An 18,745-nucleotide genomic window follows, 5' to 3' on the forward strand; every position below is an offset into this window, starting at 1 on the left:
CGACACCGCGGGAGCAGGCGTTCAGCGGTCGGATCGGGCAGACTGGAGGCCTCCGCCGGTCGGCACGACGCCAGCACGACACGGCGCGGTCCGCGTCGGCGCGGCGGGTGTCAGAGCCCACGGCCCGGCGGCTCGCGGCGATTTTGTGCGTGCGTTCACGAGCGCTAGCGTTGTCCGGAACAGGGTCCGGGACGTCCGCGTGGTGCAGGCCGCCGGGTGCCGACCGCGGCACGCAGCGAGGGATGACAGGAGGCGCCCGGAAGTGACGGTCGATCGTGGCACCCGGCCTGCCCGCCGCCCGGTGCCCACGACTCGGGCGCGCGAGGACGACCTCACGCCGAGCGGGGTCGTCGGCGGCCCGGAGAGCGGCGCCGACGGCGCCGACACCGCCGCCCGCCCCGTCCCCGAGGCGACCGTCGCCCGCCTGGCCGTCTACCTGCGCGTCCTCACCACCCTGCTGGCCGAGGGCCGCGGCACCGTCTCCAGCGAGGAGCTCGCCGCGGCGGCCGGGGTCAACTCGGCGAAGCTGCGCAAGGACCTCTCGCACATCGGCTCGTCCGGGGTGCGGGGGGTCGGCTACGACGTCTCCCGGCTGGTCGCCGAGGTCGAGGCCACCCTCGGGCTGACCCGCCCGCACGCGGTCGCGCTGGTCGGGGTCGGCAACCTCGGGCACGCGCTGGCCGGCTACGGCGGCTTCGCGGCCCGCGGCTTCCCCGTCGCGGCGCTCTTCGACGTCGACCCCGCGCTGGTCGGCACCACCCTCGACGGCGTCGAGGTCGAGCACGCGGACAGCATCCCGCGGGTGTGCGCCGAGCGGGGCGTCACCATCGGCGTGGTCGCGACGCCCGCGGCCGCCGCCCAGCAGGTCTGCGACCACCTCGTGGCCGCGGGTGTGCGCAGCATCCTCAACTTCGCCCCCACCGTGCTGGTGGTGCCTGCGGGGGTCGAGGTGCGCAAGGTCGACCTGGCGGTGGAGATGCAGGTGCTGTCGTTCCACGTCGCCCGCCGGCACGGCACGGTCCCGGCCGCCGGACCCGCCGGACCCGCCGCCGGACCCGCCGCCGGCCCGCGACAGACCCCGCGAGAGGCGGTCTCCCGATGAGCCTGCTCCTGGTCGGCGTCTCGCACCGCACCGCCGAGGTGCCGGTGCTCGAGCGCGTCGCCGTGTCCGGAGACGACACCCGCAAGGTCCTCGACGACCTGCTCACCGGCGATCACGTCACCGAGGCGATGCTCGTCTCCACGTGCAACCGCGTCGAGATCTACGCGGTGGTCGAGACCTTCCACGGCGGGCTCACCGAGGTGTCCTCGGTGCTCGCCCGCCACGCCCACGCCGAGGTCTCCGATCTCACCGACCACCTCTACGTGCACTACGCCGGCTCGGCGGTGGAGCACCTCTTCTCCGTGGCCGCCGGGCTCGACTCGATGGTCGTCGGCGAGGCGCAGATCCTCGGCCAGCTCCGCGCGTCCTACGCCGAGGCCCGCGAGCTCGGGTCGGCCGGCCGGGTGCTGCACGAGCTCGCCCAGCAGGCGCTGCGCGTCGGCAAGCGCGCCCACGCCGAGACCGGGATCGACGCCGCGGGCGCCTCGGTCGTGTCCGAGGCCCTCGTCGACGCCGACGTCGCCCTCGGCGGCCTCGGCGGGCGGCGCGCGCTCGTGGTCGGCGCCGGGTCGATGGGCGCGCTGAGCGCCGCCCACCTGCGGCGCAGCGGCGTGGCCGAGATCGTGCTGGCCAACCGCTCGGAGGCCAACGCCGAGCGGCTCGCGGTGTCGCTGCGCGCCGAGGGCACGCCCGCCCGCGCGGCGGGCCTCGACGCCCTGCACGCCGAGATCGCCGCCGCCGACGTCGTCGTCGCCTGCACGGGCGCGGTCGGCACGGTCGTCGGCGAGGAGGACGTGCGCGCGGCCCTCGCGCTGCGGGGCCCCGGGCTCGTCGTCTGCGACCTCGGGCTGCCCCGCGACGTCGACCCGCGCGTGGGTGCGCTGCCCGGCGTCACCGTCGTCGACCTCGCCGCCCTCGGCGAGCGCCTGCGCTCCGCGAGCGCCGGGCGCGCGGTCGAGGAGGCCCGCTCGGTCGTCGCCGAGGAGGTGCGCGCCTACTTCGCCGCGCAGCGCACCGCCGAGGTCACGCCCACGGTCACCGCGCTGCGCCGCCGCGCCGCGGAGGTCGTCGACGCCGAGCTGCTGCGCCTCGACGGGCGCCTGCCCGACCTCGAGGGGCAGACGCGCGACGAGGTCGCCCAGACCGTGCGCCGCGTGGTCGACAAGCTGCTGCACACGCCGACCGTGCAGGTCAAGCGGCTCGCCCAGTCCCCGGGCGGCGACACCTACGCCGAGGCGCTGCGCGAGCTGTTCGAGCTCGACCCGCAGACCCCGGCCGCGCTGGCCGCGACCGAGACGATCACCGAGACCACCGCGAGCGTCGAGCCCGGCGACGGCATGGGCCAGGCGCTGTCGGTCGACCCGAGGCGGGGACGCTCGTGACGGCGACCGAGACCACCGCCCCGCTCACCGGCGAGGGCGCCCGCACGATCCGGATCGGGACGCGCGCGAGCCTGCTCGCCCGCACCCAGACCGACCTCGTCGCCTCCGCGCTCACCGACGCCGGGGCCACCGTCGAGATCGTCACGATCGCCACCGACGGCGACCGCAGCCAGGCCGCGAACACGCCGATCCCGCAGACCGGGGTCGGGGTGTTCGTCACCGCGCTGCGCGACGCCGTGCTCGCCGGCGAGATCGACGTCGCGGTGCACTCGTACAAGGACCTGCCCACGGCCGCCGTGCCCGGGCTGGTCCTCGCGGCCGTCCCGGCGCGCGAGGACCCGCGCGACGCGCTCGTGGCCCGCGACGGCATGGTGCTCGGCGAGCTGCCGCCGGGGGCGGTGGTCGGCACCGGGTCGCCGCGGCGGATCGCGCAGATCGCCGCGCTCGGGCTGGGGCTCGAGCTCGTGCCGATCCGCGGCAACGTCGACACCCGCATCGGCAAGGTGGCCCGCGGCGAGCTCGACGCCGTGGTGCTGGCCCGTGCCGGGCTGGCCCGCCTGGGCCGCGTCGGCGAGGCCACCGAGGTGCTCGACCCCCTGCAGGTGCTGCCGGCCCCCGCCCAGGGGGCGCTCGCCTGCGAGTGCCGCGCGGACGACGCCCCGCTCGAGGGGCTCCTGCGCGCCACCCTGCACGACGAGTCCGTGGCCACGGCCGTGTCCGCGGAGCGCGCGGTCCTCGGCGGGCTGGGCTCACCCTGCGGGTCGCCGATCGGGGCGCTCGCCGAGGTCGTCGAGGACCTCGACGACGACGGTCACGTCGTCGAACGGCTGTCGCTGCGCGCGGTGGCCGCCACGGCGGAGGGCGCACTGGTGCGCGGCTCCGCCACCGGAGAGACCGAGGACGCCGAGCGGATCGGCCGGGAACTGGCCGCGGAACTGCTCGCCGACGGGGCGGAGCCGAAGGGGCTCGCGGAAGACGAAGCGCAGCGGAGCTCGACCCGATCTGCGCAGGACGATGTGCAGCCCCCGCCCGCCTCCTGAACACCACGATGGGAACGGAAGACATGACAGCACCCTCGACGACCGCCGGCCGGGTCGCCTTCGTCGGCAGCGGGCCCGGTGACCCCGGCCTGCTGACCGTGCGGGCCCGCGACGCCCTCGCCGCCGCCACGCTGGTCGTGGCCGATCGCGGCGTGCCCGCGGACGTCCTCGCGCTGCTCCCGTCGTCGGTGACGGTGCGCCCGGTCGGGCAGGTCGGCGACGACCCCGCGGCCGGCGGCCCCGCGACCGACGCCGTGGTCGCCCCGGGCTTCGCGGCCGACGACCCGGCCGCGACCGGCGACGGCCCGGCCCCCGCCGATCCGGCCACGCTGGCCGAGACCGTGGTCGCGGCGGCCCGCGGCGGCGACTCGGTGGTGCGCCTGGTCCTGGGCGACCCGCTGGTCCGCCCCGACGTCGTCACCGAGGTCCGCGCCGTCGCGGCGGCCGCCGTGCCGTTCGACGTCGTCCCGGGCATGCCGGCCGACACCGCGGTCCCGACCTACGCCGGCGTCGCGCTCGGCCCGGCCCACACCTCGGTCGACCTCACCGCCGGCGAGGCCGTCGACTACGCGGCTCTGGCCGTCGCGCCGGGCCCGCTGGTGCTGCAGGCCACCGCCGCCGAGCTCGCCGGCGCCTCGGCGCAGCTCGTCGAGAACGGCTGGAAGCCCGGCACCCCGGCGCTGGTCACCGCGGCCGGCACCGGCTCGCGGCAGCGCACGGTGGAGACGAGCCTCGACAAGCTCGCCGCGGACGGCGCGGACCTCGAGGGCACGCTGGTCGTCACCCTCGGCGACGCCGTCACCGACCGCGCCACGCTCTCCTGGTGGGAGTCGCGCGCGCTCTACGGCTGGCGCGTCCTCGTGCCGCGCACCAAGGACCAGGCCCGCGCGATGAGCGACCGCCTGCGCGTCCATGGCGCGGTGCCCGAGGAGGTGCCGACCATCGCGGTCGAGCCGCCGCGCAGCCCGGCGCAGATGGAGCGCGCGGTCAAGGGCCTCGTCGACGGGCGCTACCAGTGGGTCGTGTTCACCTCGGCCAACGCGGTGCGCGCGGTGTGGGAGAAGTTCGGCGAGTTCGGCCTCGACGCCCGCGCCTTCTCCGGCGTCAAGATCGCCTGTGTCGGCGAGGCGACGGCCGAGACCGTCCGCGCGTTCGGCGTCCACCCCGAGCTCGTGCCGGACGAGGAGACCGAGCAGTCCTCCGAGGGCCTGCTCGAGGTCTTCCCGCCGCACGACGACGTGCTCGACCCGGTCGACCGGGTGCTGCTCCCGCGCGCCGACATCGCCACCGAGACCCTCGCCGAGGGGCTCCAGCAGCGCGGCTGGGAGATCGACGACATCACGGCGTACCGCACGGTGCGCGCGGCCCCGCCGCCCGCGCCGGTGCGCGAGGCGATCAAGACCGGCGGGTTCGACGCGGTCTGCTTCACCTCGTCGTCGACGGTGCGCAACCTCGTCGGGATCGCCGGCAAGCCGCACGCCCGCACGATCGTCGCCTGCATCGGGCCGAAGACCGCCGAGACCGCCGTCGAGTTCGGGCTGCGCGTCGACGTCAAGCCCGACGTGGCCGACGTGCCGTCGCTGGTCGAGGCGCTCGCATCGCACGCCACGAAGCTGCGGGCCGAGGGCGCGCTGCCCCCGCCGCGCAAGACGAAGGCCCGCAAGCGCTAATTTCGGTGCCGACCGGCCCCGGAAGGACGAAGGCCCATGTTCCCCCCGAGATCGTTTCCGGCTGACCGCCCCCGCCGGCTGCGGGTGAACCCCGGCATCCGCCGTCTCGTCGCCGAGACCGAGGTGCGCCCGCGGCACCTGGTGCTGCCGGTGTTCGTGGCCGAGGGCCTCGACGCGCCGCGGCCGATCACGTCGATGCCCGGCGTCGTCCAGCACACCCGCGAGTCGCTGCGCAAGGCGGCCGCGGAGGCGGCGGCGGCCGGGGTCGGCGGGATCATGCTGTTCGGCGTGCCCGCGCGCCGCGACGCGGTGGGGTCCGGGGCGATCGATCCGGAGGGCATCCTCAACGTCGCGCTCGCCGACGTCCGGGCCGAGGTCGGTGACGCCCTGCCGGTCATGGCCGACACGTGCCTCGACGAGTTCACCGACCACGGCCACTGCGGGGTCCTCGACGCCGACGGTGCCGTCGACAACGACGCGACGCTGCCGATCTACGGCGAGATGGCGGTGGCCCAGGCCCGCGCCGGCGCCCACGTCGTCGCGCCCAGCGGGATGATGGACGGCCAGGTCGGCGTCATCCGGGCCGCGCTCGACGACGCGGGGTTCGCCGACACCGCGATCCTCGCCTACTCGGCCAAGTACGCGAGCGCCTTCTACGGCCCGTTCCGCGAGGCCGTCGACTCCCAGCTCCAGGGCGACCGCCGGACCTACCAGCAGGACCCGGCCAACGCCCGCGAGGCCGCCCGGGAGGTGGCGCTGGACCTCGACGAGGGCGCCGACATCGTGATGGTCAAGCCGGCCATGGGCTACCTCGACGTGCTGCGCCGGGTCGCCGACGGCGCCGACGTCCCGGTCGCCGCCTACCAGGTGTCCGGCGAGTACGCGATGATCTCGGCCGCGGTCGAGCGGGGCTGGCTCGACCGCGAGCGCACGATCCTCGAGTCGCTGACCTCCATCCGCCGCGCCGGCGCCGACGTCGTCCTCACGTACTGGGCCACCGAGGCCACGGCCTGGCTGGATCGGTGACGGTGGCCGACCACGCGCCCGTCGACCCCGTCGCGGTCACCCCGCCCGAGGAGGAGCCGGGGCGCCCGGGCCTCGTCACGGCCGCCGTGGTGGTCTGGATCGTGCTGGGCGTGCTGATGATCGGCACCGCGGTGCTCTTCGCGGTCGGCCTGCTCTTCGGCAGCCTCGACCCGACCACCGAGCCCATCGCCGTGGTCGCCGCGATGATCGTGCTCGCCGCGGCGGGCGTCGGCACCGTCGTCGGGGCCCGCCGGCTGCGGGACGGGTCGCGCACCGCCCGGATCGGTCTCACGGTGCTCGGCGCCGTGCTCGGGGTGGTCGGCCTGGTGCAGGTGACCTTCCTCGGCGTGGGCGGCGTCTGGTTCGTCGCGTTCGTCGTCGGGGCGGTGCTGCTGCACCTGCCCGCGGCACGGGCGTGGTTCGGCCGGTCGTCGTGACCGGCACCGAGGCGCCCGTCCTCTTCGAGGAGTCGGGCACCCGGCCCTGGCTCCTGCTGTTCGGCCCGGTGCTCGCCGCGGTCGGGATCGGGCTCGAGAGCTTCGCGCCCGGCGGCGCCTCGCTGCCGCTGTGGCTCGGGGTGGGCCTGCTCGTCCTCCTCTACACGCTGCTGCTCGTGCGCTCGCGGCGCCGCTACCTGCGGGTGCGCCTGACCCCGTCGACGCTCGAGCAGGGCACAACGAGCCTGCCGATGTCGCACGTGACCTCGCTGCGCCCGGTCGACGAGGAGCACCACGGCGTGCGGGTGCTCGGCGACGGGCCGGTCGTGCCGCGGCGCCTGTCGCCGGTGGTCCTGCGCCTGACCGACGGCACGCGCGCGGTGGCGTGGGCCCGCGACGGCGACGGCCTGCGCACGGCGCTCGAGGACCTGTTGCGCACCCGGGCGGCGTCGTGAGGCGCCCGGTGCTGCTCGTGATCGTGTCGGGGGTGCTCGCCGTCGCGGCGGTGGCGCTGCTCGTCGCCGGGGTGCAGGTGCGCGAGACCACGGGCGGCCTGCTCGTCACCCCGATCCGCCAACTGCACCTCGTCGGCGGGTTCCTCGTCGCCGGGACGGTGGTCGGGGTCGCGGCCGTGCTCACCGCCCTCGCCGCGGTCCCCGTCCGGCGCGCCACGCGCCCGGTGCCGGGGGAGGACGCGGCTCCGGAGAGCGCGCCCGCGCCGAGCGCGTCCACGGGGAGCGCGCCCGCGTCGGTCGCGCCGGGATCCGGGCGCGACACGTGATCGCCTGAGGGTCCCTCGTCCCTCTATCCTCCGACCGGGCGCCGGGTCGACGACCGTCCGCCCGACCGGGGGGAGGACGAATGACGCACCTGTCGGGACCGTCTCCGGACGGGTCCGCTCCGCCGCAGGGAGCACAGGGGTCCTTCGGTCCGTACCGCCTCGAGGGCCGTCTCGGGCGCGGCGGCATGGGCGAGGTGCACCGCGCGTACGACACCCGCCGCGACCGGGAGGTCGCGCTCAAGCGCCTGACCCCCGAGCTGGCCGACGACCCGGAGATCCGCGAGCGCTTCGAGCGCGAGTGCCGCACCGCCGCCCGCCTGTCGTCGCCGCACGTGGTGCCGATCCACGACTTCGGGGTGATCGACGGGCGCCTGTTCCTCGACATGCGCCTCGTCGAGGGCCGCGACCTCGCCCGTGTCATCGTCGAGGAGGGCCCGCTCGACCCGGCGCGGGCGGTGGGCATCGTCGAGCAGATCGCCGATGCGCTCGACGACGCGCACGCCCACGACCTCGTGCACCGCGACGTCAAGCCGGGCAACGTGCTGGTGACCTCGGGGCGCGGGCCGGACTTCGTGCACCTCGTCGACTTCGGGATCGTCCGGCTCGCGAGCTCGGGCACGCGCGGGCGCAACCTCACGGGCACCGGCACCACGCTCGGGACGCTCGCCTACATGGCGCCCGAGCAGTTCGAGGGTGCCGCCGTCGACCGCCGCGCCGACGTCTACGCGCTCGCCGTCGTGCTCTACGAGATGCTCGTCGGGCGCCCGCCGTTCGACGGCGACATGCCCGCGATGCTCCACCAGCACCTCGCGGTGCCGCCGGCCCCGCCGTCCTCGCGGCGCCCCGGGCTGCCGCCGGCGCTCGACGCCGTGGTGCTGCGCGGGCTCGCCAAGCGCCCCGGCGACCGGTACGCCGAGGCCGGCGAGCTCGCCGAGGCCGCCCGCGCCGCGGTCGACGGCAGCGCGCCCGTCCCCGCGACCGCCCCGACCCCGCCGGTCGGCGGGCCGGAGCACGGGCGGGCCACCTGGGTGGGGCCGGCAGGCTACGCGCCCCCGGGGCCGCCGCCCTACGCTCCGGGACCTGCGCAGGTCCCCGGCCAGGTGCGCTGGGACAGCGGGCCCCACGGCGCATCCTCGGGGCCCTGGTCGCCCGCCGCGCCGGCGGGCACCTGGAGCTCGTCGTCGGCCCCCTGGGCCACCCCGGGCACGCCCGGGGCTCCCGCCGCGACCCCGCGGCGCCGGGGCCGCACGATCGCGATCGTCGTCGGCGCCCTCGTGCTCGTCGCCGCGGTGATCGTCACGACGGTGCTGGTGGTGGGCGCGTCGTCGGGGCCCGCGACGGTGGCCGTCGGCAACGCGGCCTCGCTCGCGCAGCTGTTCCCGGAGACGGTCTCCGCCGGGTGCGCGCCCGGCGACGTCGCCGCGTACGAGATCAGCGCCGGCGGCGCCCGGCCCGTGGAGGCCGTCCAGTGCACCGGGCCGGCCGGCGTCGCGATCGCCTACGCGCGGTGGGCCTCGCCGGCCGACGCCACGAACCGCGTGCTCTCGTACTCGACGTCCCCCTCGGTGGACGGCCAGCGGCAGTGGGCGGCCCAGAACGTGCCCCAGGGCCCGTACTGGCAGACGGTCAGCGGCGCGTCCTGCACCTCGCTCGCGGCGTACACCGGCTTCGCCGTCAACGTCCAGCTCTACGCCCCGGCGGACCGCTGCGCCGACGTCACCACCGCGTTCCAGGCCTCCGGGCTGCCCGGCGGCGATCAGCTGCGGGCGGTCGATCGCATCCTGCCCGGGGCGGTCCGCGACGGCTGCGGCCCCGCGACCCCGACCCCGGGCACCTCGGGGATCGTCCCGCTCCAGGTGCGCAGCTGCATCGGCGCCGACGGCACCACGACGACCTGGTCGCGGTGGAACGGCCCGGGCGACGTCGCGACCGAGGCCAACGCCCGCGGGTCGCGCACGGGCGAGACGGTGAGCTCGTGGAACGCGCCGAACGGGCCGCGCCAGGGCCCGTACGTGCAGGCCGAGGACGGCGGCACGTGCCGCGCGCTGCTCGGGTGGGACGCGGCGCCCTACGCCGCCGAGATCGTCGGGCCGGACTGCGACGCCGTCGACCGCACCGTCGCGGGGCTGGGGCCGCCGCCGGGGGACGCGCTCCCGACCTGATCCCGGCCACGGCGCCGTCACGCAGCGGCTGGGACACTGGCGCCCGTGACCAGTACAGCGATGACGGGCTCGGGCACGTCGAGCGTCGGCCACAGCGCCGACCTCTTCGCCCGCGCCGAGCAGGTGGTCCCGGGCGGGGTGAACTCCCCGGTCCGCGCGTTCCGGTCGGTCGGCGGCACCCCGCGGTTCATGGTGTCCGGCTCCGGGCCCTACCTCACCGACGCCGACGGCAACCGCTACGTCGACCTGGTCAGCTCCTGGGGCCCGATGATCCTCGGGCACGCCCACCCGGCCGTCGTCGAGGCCGTTCGCGAGGCCGCGACCCGCGGGCTGTCGTTCGGGACGCCGACCGGCGGCGAGGTCGAGCTCGCCGAGGAGATCGTGCGCCGCGTCGAGCCCGTCGAGCAGGTGCGCCTGGTCAACTCGGGCACCGAGGCGACGATGAGCGCGGTGCGCCTCGCCCGCGGGTTCACCGGGCGCAGCGTCGTCGTGAAGTTCGCCGGCTGCTACCACGGGCACGTCGACGCGCTGCTCGCCGAGGCGGGTTCCGGGGTCGCGACCTTCGGGCTGCCGTCCACCCCGGGCGTCACCGGCGCGCAGGCCACCGACACCGTCGTCCTGCCCTACAACGACCTCGACGCCGTCGCGCAGGTGTTCGCCGAGCGCGGGCCCGAGATCGCGTGCGTGATCACCGAGGCGGCCGCGGGCAACATGGGCGCGGTCGCCCCCCACGACGGCTTCAACGCCGGCCTCAAGCGGCTCTGCCAGGCCCACGGCGCGCTGCTGGTGATCGACGAGGTGATGACGGGCTTCCGCGTCTCGTCCGCCGGCTGGTACGGCCTCGAGGGCGTGGCCGGCGACCTCTACTGCTTCGGCAAGGTCATGTCCGGCGGCCTGCCCGCCGCGGCGTTCGGCGGCCGCGCCGACGTCATGGCCCAGCTCGCTCCGGCCGGGCCCGTCTACCAGGCGGGCACGCTGGCCGGGAACCCCGTCGCCACGGCCGCCGGGCTGACGACGCTGCGCCACGCGACGCCCGAGGTCTACGCCGCGCTCGACGCCCACGTCGACCGGCTGCACGGGCTCGTCACGGACGCGCTGTCCGGGGCCGGCGTCGTCCACACGATCCAGCGGGCCGCCTCGCTGATCTCCGTGCGCTTCGCCGAGGACGAGGGGCGCAACTACGACGACATGCGTGCCGCGGAGACCTGGCGCTTCCCGCCGTTCTTCCACGCCCTGCTCGACCGGGGCGTCTACTGGCCGCCGAGCGTGTTCGAGGCGTGCTTCGTCTCCGCGGCGCTCGACGACGACGCGTTCTCGGTGCTCGCCGACGCGCTGCCCCACGCGGCGCGGGCGGCGGCCGGGGCGATGGCCCCGTGAGCCCGGTCCGGACCACCGTGCACGTCGTGCGCCACGGCGAGGTGCACAACCCCGAGGGCATCCTCTACGGGCGCCTGCCCGGCTACGGGCTCTCGGACACCGGTCGCGAGCAGGCCAAACGCGTCGCGGTGCACCTCGCGGGCGCCGACGTGACCGCGCTGTTCGTCTCGCCGATGCAGCGCGCGCAGGAGACCGCCGAGCCGATCGCCGCGGCGCTCGGGTTGGAGCCGGTGACCGAGGACCGGCTCATCGAGGCCGCCAACGCGTTCGAGGGCCAGCACGTGTCCGTCGGCGACGGGGCGCTGCGCAAGCCCGAGTACTGGCCGCTGCTGCGCAACCCGTTCCGCCCGTCGTGGGGCGAGCCGTACCTGGAGATCGCGCACCGCATGCTCGGCGCGGCGCACCGGGCGCGCGCCGCGGCCGCCGGCCACGAGGCCGTGTGCGTCTCCCACCAGCTGCCGATCTGGACGCTGCGGCGCTTCCTCACCGGGCAGCGGCTCTGGCACAACCCCACGCACCGGCAGTGCTCGCTCGGGTCGGTGACGAGCTTCGTCTTCGACGACGAGAGCCTCGTCGACATCGCCTACGCCGAGCCGGGCGGCACCTCGGACCCCACCGCCACGGGGGCGTGAGGTGCGCGTGCTCCTGCTGGCGCTGGCGGGCCTGCTGCTCGTCGCCGGGTGCTCGTCCGGGGCGGCGGAGGGCGAGTTCGTCTTCAACGGCACCGGCGGGCGCACCACCGTCGTCTACGACCCGCCGGAGACCCGGGGGTCGCTGACCCCGATCAGCGGCGAGAGCCTCCTCGAGCCGGGCCGGACGCTGTCCACCGACGCCTACCGCGGGCAGGTGGTCGTGCTCAACGTGTGGGGATCGTGGTGCGGGCCCTGCCGCGGTGAGGCGGACGCGCTCGACGCGGTCGCGACGGCGTCGGCGCCGCGCGGGGTGCAGTTCCTCGGCATCGACGTCCGCGACCAGCGCGACGCCGCCGCCGACTTCGTGCGCGACCGCGGCGTCGTCTACCCGTCGATCTTCGACCCGCCGGGGCGCTCGCTGCTCGCGCTGCGCGGCTACCCGCGCAACGCGGTGCCCTCGACGATCGTGCTGGACCGCCGGCACCGCGTCGCGGCGGTCTTCCTCACCGCGATCCTGGCCGAGGACCTCCAGCCCGTGGTCGACCGCGTCGCGGCGGAGCCGGCGCCGGCCGGCTGACTGGTCGCGCGCCATCTGAGAAGCTCACCGGCAGGACCGCTCCCCGGGGGTACGTGTTGCTCATCTTCGGCACCCGCCGCACCGTCACGCAGCTGGCGCTGGTCGTCCTGACCTGCGCGAACTGTCACCGCTCGGCCGCCACCGCGATCCTGCGGGCGGTCACCAGGTTCACGCTCTTCTTCATCCCGCTCTTCCCGGTCCGCGTCCGGTACGCCACGCAGTGCACGGCCTGCGGGTTCCTGATGTGGATCGACAAGGGGCAGGCCGAGCAGCTCGCGACCGCGCCGTCGGCGCCGCCGGCCGGCCCGCCGCCGCTGCCCGGGCAGTACCAGGGCCCGTACCAGCAGGGCCCCTACCAGCAGCCCCACCCGCAGCAGGACGCGGCGCCGGGCATGCCCGGCGCCGCGCCCTGGCCGGCGCCGCCGCAGGGCGGCGGCAACGGCAACGGCCACGCGAGGCACAACTGACGAGTCGCTCCTCGCCGGTCAGCCGCTGCGCCGTGCGGCGAAGTCCGTGCGGTGGTGCACCGGCTTCGTGCGCTGCCGCGGGCCGGTGACGCGCGGGGCGGCCGGCTGGCCGGTCGACCCGGCCGACCGGCCCTTCGCGGCGGCGCGGCGCGCGGCGCGGTTGGCCGGCGGCGTGGGATCGGTGGTGCGCATACGGGACCTCCTGGGGGTGCGGACGGACGCCGCCGGCGTCACCCGGGGTGCGCGGGGCACCGCGCCGGGCGGCATGAGGGGCAGCGGGGTCGGACACGGGGACCGGTGCGGTCCCGGCGTCCTCAGGAGTCGACGAGCACGACGGAGACGCTAGGAGCCCTCCGCGGGCGGCGCGAGCGAATTTCCGCGGGCCCGCTCGCCCCGCCGTGATCAGCAGGTCGAGAGGCACCTCCGGGGGCCCCTGCGCGGTGCTCCCCAGCCTGCTGATCGTCGCGCTGGCCGGTCTTCTACGACACATCGTCGGAGATCGGTCCCCGCGCTCACGCACGCCCGACCGCGGCGTCCTACCCTGGACGGCGCCATGAACCTGACCGAGGTGGCCACGTCCGGCCCCGTCCTGCTCGCCGTGCTGCTGTCGGTGGCGGCGGGCGTGGTCAGCTTCGCCTCGCCCTGCGTGGTGCCGCTGGTGCCGGGCTACCTGGCCTACCTCGCCGGTCTCGTCGGGGCGGACGCGCCGGCGGTCACGCAGGACGAGGTCCGCGTCCAGGACGCCGAGCGCCGCGCGGCGGTCACCGGGGAGCTCCCCGCCGCCGGTACGGCCACCGCGGCCCCGCGGCGGCTGCGCCGCTTCCGGGTCGCCGGGGCCGCGGCGCTGTTCGTCCTCGGGTTCACCGTCGTGTTCGTCGTCGGGCTCGGGTCGGTGGTGTGGCTCGCCGACGCGCTGCTCGTCAACGAGGCGCTGCTGCAGCGCATCGGGGGCGTCGTCACCGTTGCCATGGGGCTGGTCTTCCTCGGCCTCGTGCCCGCGCTGCAGCGCGACACCCGCCCGCACTGGATCCCGCGCACCGGCCTGCTCGGCGCGCCCCTGCTCGGCGCCACCTTCGGGCTCGGGTGGACGCCGTGCCTCGGGCCGACGCTCGCCGGGGTCGTCGCCCTGGCCAGCGGCACCGACTCGGGGTCCGCGGGGGTCCGGGGCATCGTCCTGCTGCTCGCGTACTGCCTCGGGCTCGGCGTGCCGTTCGTGCTGATCGCGCTCGGCGCCGGGCGCGCGGTCCGGGCCCAGGCCTGGCTGCGCACCCACAGCCGCCGCATCCAGATCGTCGGCGGCGTCGCGCTCGTCGTCGTCGGCCTGCTGCTCGCCACCGGCCTCTGGGCCGAGATCGTCGCCCTGCTGCGCGGCCCCGTCGCCGGCTTCACCACCCCCCTGTAGGCCTGATGACCACCACGCTCCCGGCGCCCCCGGGCGACGCCGGCCCGCCGCCGGCGCGACCGCCCCGGGTGCGGCAGGCGCTCGCCCTGGCCCGCAACACCTGGCGCGGGCTGACCAGCATGCGCACCGCGCTGATCCTGCTGTTCCTGCTCGCGGTCGCCTCGATGCCCGGCGCGGTGCTGCCCCAGCGCACGCCCAGCCCGAACGCCGTCGACGACTACCTCACGCAGAACCCCACCCTCGGCCCGATCCTCGACGACCTCGGGTTCTTCGACGTCTTCGCCACCCCGTGGTTCGCGGCGATCTACCTGCTGCTGTTCATCTCGCTCATCGGCTGCCTGTTGCCCCGCTCGTTCGAGCACGTGCGGGGCCTGCGCGCCGAGCCGGTGTCGGTGCCGCGCAACCTCGCGCGCCTGCCCCACCACGCGCAGAGCACGTCCGACGACGACCCCGACGCCGTCGTCGAGGCCGCGCGCCGGCGCCTGCGCGGCTGGAAGGTCGCGGTGCGCTCCGAGCCCGGCGGCGTGCGCACGCTGTCGGCGGAGAAGGGCGCGCTGCGCGAGGTCGGCAACCTCGTGTTCCACCTCAGCCTCGTCGCCCTGCTCGGCGGCATCGCCGTCGGCAAGCTCTTCGGGTACGAGGGCCAGGTCATCGTCATGGCCGACGGCAGCGAGTTCTGCAACTCCGGCATCTACGCCTACGACTCGTTCCGCCCCGGCCTCCAGGTCGACGGCACCGGGCTCGATCCGTTCTGCATGATCGTCGACGACTTCCGGGCCAGCTTCCGCCCGGACGGCCAGCCCGACTCGTTCGACGCGAACGTCCGCTACCAGGACACCGACGCCGTCGAGCGCGGTGACACCGACTGGCAGTCGCACGACCTCGCCGTCAACGACCCGCTGCGTGTCGACGGCGAGCGCGTCTACCTGCTCGGGCACGGCTACGCCCCGCGGTTCACGGTCACCTTCCCGAACGGCGAGCAGCGGGTCGGGCTGATCCAGTGGCGGCCCGTCGACCAGGCGACGCTGCTCTCCGAGGGCGCCACCAAGATCGACCCGCCGGGCGTGACCGACGAGTCGGAGCGCCGGCGCTCGCAGCTCGCCATCACCGGCCTGTTCGCGCCCACCTCGTCGGGCGGTGGCCTGGTCACCTCGGTGTTCCCGGCGCTGAACGACCCCGAGGCGGCCGTCGACGTGATGCGCGGCGACCTGGGCCTCGACTCGGGCCGCGCGCAGTCGATCTTCGAGGTGGACCGGACGATGGTCGACCAGGGCCGCCTCGTGCGGGTGGCCCGCGAGAACGTCAAGCCCGGCGGCGAGATCGCGCTCGACGACGGCACCCGCATCCGCTTCGACGGCGTCGAGAACTGGGTGTCGCTGCAGGTGTCCCACGACCCGGCGCAGACCGCGGTGCTCCTCGCCGCGATCGCCCTCCTGGGCGGGCTGACCCTCTCGCTGACCGTGCGCCGGCGGCGCTTCTGGCTGCGGGCGAGCCCTGGCGCGCCGTCTACGACAGGAGGTCGTACGGTGGTGAGCCTGGGCGGACTCGCCCGGACCGACCGGGCGGGCTACGGCGAGGAGTTCGGGCGGCTCGCCGGTGAGCTGGCCCCGCCGCGTGCCGGCGGTGATCCCGGCGGGGACCCGACCGGGCGCACGGAGCCCGACCCGGACGTCCCGGACGAGGCCCTCGAGGGGCCCGACGGGCCGGCCGCCGAGCAGCCCCGACCGCAGGACGATGACCGGGAGGACGACGACGATGGTCGTTGACGCAGCGTTGGGCCAGTTCGGCGATCTGCTGTTCGAGTCCGCGCTCGCGGTCTACGTGCTCGCCATGATCCTGCACGCCGTCGAGCACGCGCTGCTGCGGCGCACGGGGGTCGAGCAGGAGGAGGCCCGGGTGCCGGTGGCGGCCGCGGCCACCGCCGGCACGGGCGCGGGGCTCTCGCGCGAGGGTGCGGCCGCGGCCGCCGATCTCGGCTCCCACGACACGTCCACGCCGACCCGCCCGCCCCGCACGAAGGCCGAGCGTTTCGGGCGCACCGGGGTCTCGCTCACCGTGCTCGGGTTCGGCCTGCACCTCGCGATGCTGGTGGTGCGCGGGCTGGCCGCCCAGCGCGTGCCCTGGGGCAACATGTACGAGTTCACCGCGGCGATCTGCCTGGTCGCGGTGGGGGCCTGGCTGGTCGTGCTGCGCCGCCGCCCCGAGCTGCGCCGCCTCGGCGCGTTCGTGCTGCTGCCCGTGGTCGTCCTGATGTTCCTCGCCGGCACGGTGCTCTACACGCAGACCGCGCCGGTGGTGCCCGCGCTGCGCTCGTACTGGCTCGCCATCCACGTGTCCGCGGCCGTGATCGCCTCCGGCATCCTGCTGCTCGCCGGCGTCGCGAGCCTGCTCTACCTGCTGCGCCGCGTGCACGAGAACGACCCCACGCGGCTGACCTGGACCGCGCGCCTGCCGTCGGCCGACGTCCTCGACCGCGTCGCCTACCGCGCCACCGCCATCGCCTTCCCGGTCTGGACGTTCGCGGTGATCACCGGCGCGATCTGGGCCGAGGCGGCGTGGGGCCGGTACTGGGGCTGGGACCCCAAGGAGACGACGGCGTTCGTCGCCTGGATCGTCTACGCCTGCTACCTGCACGCCCGCTCGACGGCCGGCTGGCGCGGACCCCGCGCCGCGGTGATCAACGTCGTCGGGTTCGCGGTCATGGTCTTCAACCTCTTCTTCGTCAACCTCGTCGTCACCGGACTGCACTCCTACGCCGGCGTGGGGTGATCCTCGGAGTCGATCCCGTTCTCCCGTTCGTCCAGGATCTCCCGACGGGATACGGTGCGGCGCGCACGCGACGAGGGAGGACCGTGGGGATGGAAGCCAGGGACGACACCGGCGCCGAGCGCGGGGCGGGAGACGCCGCGCCCGGTGCGTCCGAGTCGTCGCCGGTCACCACGGCGACCCCCGGGGCTCCCGCCACGGACCGGTCGGAGTCCTCCGCGGCCGCCGCGCCCGTGAGCAGCACCGACGAGCCCCCCGGTGCCGCGGCCGCGCCGGACTCGCCGGACACCACCCGGCGCGTCGACACGGCCGAGGCCGCCCGCGGGGACGCCGCGCAGCCCCGTCCCTTCGCCCCGCGCGTCGGCGCCGCCCCCACCGGCCGGGTCGCCGGCCCGCCCGGGAGCCCCCCGCCCGCCGACCGCGCCCCCGTCTCGGGGCGCTTCACCACGCCGGGCCGCGGCGCGGGCGTGCCGCCGGCCGGCGGACCGAGCACCGACGACCTGTCGTCGGCCCACCTCCTGCGGCCCAGCAAGCGCCCGCCGCAGACCGGCTGGCGGCGCGCGCTGTTCGTCGGCTCCGGCGGGCTGATCAACCCGGGGGAGAGCCTCGGCGACGCCGCCCGCCGCGAGCTCATCGCGCGGGTCAACCAGCCCCTGCACGGCTGCTACAAGATCGCGATGCTGAGCCTCAAGGGCGGCGTCGGCAAGACCACGATGACCACCACGCTCGGCTCGACGTTCGCGTCCCTGCGCGGCGACCGCGTCATCGCGGTGGACGCCAACCCCGACCGCGGCACGCTCAGCCAGAAGATCCCGCTCGAGACCACGGCGACGGTGCGCCACCTGCTGCGCGACGCCGACCGGGTGCGGCGCTACTCCGACGTGCGCGCCTACACCTCGCAGGGCCCGTCCCGCCTGGAGATCCTCGCGAGCGAGCAGGACCCGGCGGTGTCCGAGGCGTTCAGCGAGGTCGACTACCGGCGCACGGTCACGCTGCTCGAGCACTTCTACAACGTGGTGCTCACCGACTGCGGCACCGGCCTCATGCACTCGGCCATGAAGGGCGTGCTCGACGTCGCGGACTCGCTGCTGATCGTGTCGTCGGCGTCGATCGACGGGGCCCGCAGCGCGTCGGCGACCCTGGACTGGCTCGACGCGCACGGCTACCGCGACCTGGTGTCCCGCTCGGTGGCCGTCATCAACTACGTGCGGCGCTCGTCGGGCAACGTCGACCTCGACCGCGTCTCCGACCACTTCGCGGCCCGCTGCCGCGCCGTGGTGCGCCTGCCGTTCGACCCGCACCTCGAGGAGGGCGCGGAGATCGAGCTGGACAAGCTGGCGGCGCGCACCCGCTCGGCGCTGCTGGAGCTCGCGGCGACGGTGGCCGACGACTTCGGCCGCGCCGGCTCGCGCGTGCGGCGCCCCGTGCTCCCGCGCTGATCCGCGCCCGCTACGGGGAGGGCGGGTCCTCGCGCTGGATCTTCTCGTCGAGCGCCTTGAGGAACTCGGGGTCGTCGTCCGGGGCCACCGGGCGGCGGGGGCGCTGCGGGCGCCGCGGCGTCGCCTGCCGGGTGGGGCCGGTGGGAGCGTCCTGGACCATGCCGCCGGGGCCGCCGTCGTGGCCGGCCTGGGCCGCCTGGGCGGCCATCACCTTCCACAGCAACGTCCCCACGACGACCAGGACCAGCACGGCCACGAGGAACGGGATCACTCGGACGCCTCCAGCATCTCGCCGTCACCGGTCCACGGGTGGGACTGCGGACCGGGCATCCACCACGCTACCGGTCGGACCGGAAGTCCGCGTGGCGTGCGAGCGGTGGCCGTCGGGTGACGGTCGGGTGCCGGGGACGAGCGGGACGCGCGTCACCGGCGGTGCCGGTGACGCCCCGGGACGGCGCAGCGCGCGTCGACCGGGAACCGTCGGT

Annotated in this window: 19 protein-coding genes; 17 read left to right on the forward strand and 2 right to left on the reverse strand. The window is 76.1% G+C overall.

All coding sequences use genetic code 11. The features are described from left to right. The first annotated feature begins 262 nt into the window (after window positions 1-262). From PHK61_RS06945 to PHK61_RS07005, 13 genes are all read left to right on the forward strand, one after another. Window positions 263-1,102, forward strand: a complete 840-nt coding sequence (locus PHK61_RS06945; RefSeq protein ID WP_337993935.1) for a redox-sensing transcriptional repressor Rex — start codon at window positions 263-265, stop codon at window positions 1,100-1,102. Further along, window positions 1,099-2,484: a glutamyl-tRNA reductase gene (locus PHK61_RS06950; protein WP_274280237.1), complete on the forward strand. Its 1,386-nt coding sequence runs from the start codon at window positions 1,099-1,101 to the stop codon at window positions 2,482-2,484. The genes PHK61_RS06945 and PHK61_RS06950 overlap by 4 nt, the downstream gene beginning before the upstream one ends. Continuing rightward, window positions 2,481-3,524, forward strand: a complete 1,044-nt coding sequence (gene hemC / locus PHK61_RS06955) for a hydroxymethylbilane synthase (protein WP_274280238.1) — start codon at window positions 2,481-2,483, stop codon at window positions 3,522-3,524. The genes PHK61_RS06950 and hemC overlap by 4 nt, the downstream gene beginning before the upstream one ends. A 23-nt stretch (window positions 3,525-3,547) precedes the next feature. Next, a complete protein-coding gene (locus PHK61_RS06960) occupies window positions 3,548-5,194 on the forward strand; it encodes a uroporphyrinogen-III synthase (protein WP_274280239.1) in 1,647 nt (548 codons plus the stop codon). Between the two features lie 36 nt (window positions 5,195-5,230). Next, complete coding sequence (gene hemB / locus PHK61_RS06965; RefSeq protein ID WP_274280240.1) at window positions 5,231-6,220, forward strand: porphobilinogen synthase; 990 nt, start codon at window positions 5,231-5,233, stop codon at window positions 6,218-6,220. Beyond that, window positions 6,217-6,657, forward strand: coding sequence for a hypothetical protein (locus tag PHK61_RS06970; protein ID WP_274280241.1), 441 nt, complete (start codon window positions 6,217-6,219; stop codon window positions 6,655-6,657). Before hemB ends, PHK61_RS06970 begins: the two co-directional genes overlap by 4 nt. Beyond that, complete coding sequence (locus tag PHK61_RS06975) at window positions 6,654-7,112, forward strand: hypothetical protein (RefSeq protein WP_274280242.1); 459 nt, start codon at window positions 6,654-6,656, stop codon at window positions 7,110-7,112. Before PHK61_RS06970 ends, PHK61_RS06975 begins: the two co-directional genes overlap by 4 nt. Further along, on the forward strand, window positions 7,109-7,438 hold the full coding sequence (locus PHK61_RS06980; protein ID WP_274280243.1) for a hypothetical protein: 330 nt from the start codon (window positions 7,109-7,111) through the stop codon (window positions 7,436-7,438). The genes PHK61_RS06975 and PHK61_RS06980 overlap by 4 nt, the downstream gene beginning before the upstream one ends. An 80-nt stretch (window positions 7,439-7,518) precedes the next feature. Then, window positions 7,519-9,600 (forward strand): protein kinase domain-containing protein, encoded by a 2,082-nt coding sequence (locus tag PHK61_RS06985; RefSeq protein ID WP_274280244.1) that lies wholly within the window; start codon window positions 7,519-7,521, stop codon window positions 9,598-9,600. A 60-nt stretch (window positions 9,601-9,660) separates the two neighbouring features. Beyond that, window positions 9,661-10,977, forward strand: a complete 1,317-nt coding sequence (hemL, locus tag PHK61_RS06990; protein WP_274280316.1) for a glutamate-1-semialdehyde 2,1-aminomutase — start codon at window positions 9,661-9,663, stop codon at window positions 10,975-10,977. Continuing rightward, window positions 10,974-11,609, forward strand: coding sequence for a histidine phosphatase family protein (locus tag PHK61_RS06995; RefSeq protein ID WP_274280245.1), 636 nt, complete (start codon window positions 10,974-10,976; stop codon window positions 11,607-11,609). Before hemL ends, PHK61_RS06995 begins: the two co-directional genes overlap by 4 nt. Before the next feature lies 1 nt (window position 11,610). Beyond that, window positions 11,611-12,186 carry a redoxin domain-containing protein gene (locus PHK61_RS07000; RefSeq protein WP_476287384.1) on the forward strand — a complete coding sequence of 192 codons (576 nt, stop codon included), beginning with the start codon at window positions 11,611-11,613 and terminating at the stop codon, window positions 12,184-12,186. 53 nt (window positions 12,187-12,239) lie between these two features. Next, window positions 12,240-12,653 carry a zinc-ribbon domain-containing protein gene (locus tag PHK61_RS07005; protein WP_274280246.1) on the forward strand — a complete coding sequence of 138 codons (414 nt, stop codon included), beginning with the start codon at window positions 12,240-12,242 and terminating at the stop codon, window positions 12,651-12,653. Between the two features lie 18 nt (window positions 12,654-12,671). Here the strand turns inward: PHK61_RS07005 and PHK61_RS07010 are convergent, their stop codons facing one another. Beyond that, entirely contained in the window at window positions 12,672-12,845 is a 174-nt protein-coding gene (locus PHK61_RS07010) for a hypothetical protein (protein WP_274280247.1), read from the reverse strand. 361 nt (window positions 12,846-13,206) lie between these two features. On the opposite strand from PHK61_RS07010, the gene PHK61_RS07015 reads away from it, so the two are divergent. The 4 genes from PHK61_RS07015 to PHK61_RS07030 all read left to right on the forward strand — a co-directional run bounded on the left by PHK61_RS07015 (window position 13,207) and on the right by PHK61_RS07030 (window position 18,260). Beyond that, the gene (locus PHK61_RS07015) at window positions 13,207-14,055 is read left to right on the forward strand and encodes a cytochrome c biogenesis CcdA family protein (RefSeq protein WP_274280248.1); all 849 of its coding nucleotides are present in this window, start codon (window positions 13,207-13,209) and stop codon (window positions 14,053-14,055) included. A gap of 5 nt (window positions 14,056-14,060) precedes the next feature. Beyond that, window positions 14,061-15,821, forward strand: a complete 1,761-nt coding sequence (gene resB, locus PHK61_RS07020; RefSeq protein WP_274280249.1) for a cytochrome c biogenesis protein ResB — start codon at window positions 14,061-14,063, stop codon at window positions 15,819-15,821. Continuing rightward, window positions 15,811-16,824: a c-type cytochrome biogenesis protein CcsB gene (gene ccsB, locus PHK61_RS07025; protein ID WP_274280250.1), complete on the forward strand. Its 1,014-nt coding sequence runs from the start codon at window positions 15,811-15,813 to the stop codon at window positions 16,822-16,824. Before resB ends, ccsB begins: the two co-directional genes overlap by 11 nt. Before the next feature lie 89 nt (window positions 16,825-16,913). Then, window positions 16,914-18,260, forward strand: coding sequence for a MinD/ParA family ATP-binding protein (locus PHK61_RS07030; protein WP_274280251.1), 1,347 nt, complete (start codon window positions 16,914-16,916; stop codon window positions 18,258-18,260). Window positions 18,261-18,270: 10 nt separating this feature from the next. Here PHK61_RS07030 and PHK61_RS07035 read toward each other — a convergent pair whose 3' ends face one another. After that, entirely contained in the window at window positions 18,271-18,531 is a 261-nt protein-coding gene (locus PHK61_RS07035) for a hypothetical protein (protein ID WP_274280252.1), read from the reverse strand. Window positions 18,532-18,745 lie beyond the last annotated feature (214 nt).

The sequence above is a fragment of the Actinomycetospora lutea genome, assembly GCF_028737205.1.
Classification (GTDB): domain Bacteria; phylum Actinomycetota; class Actinomycetes; order Mycobacteriales; family Pseudonocardiaceae; genus Actinomycetospora; species Actinomycetospora lutea.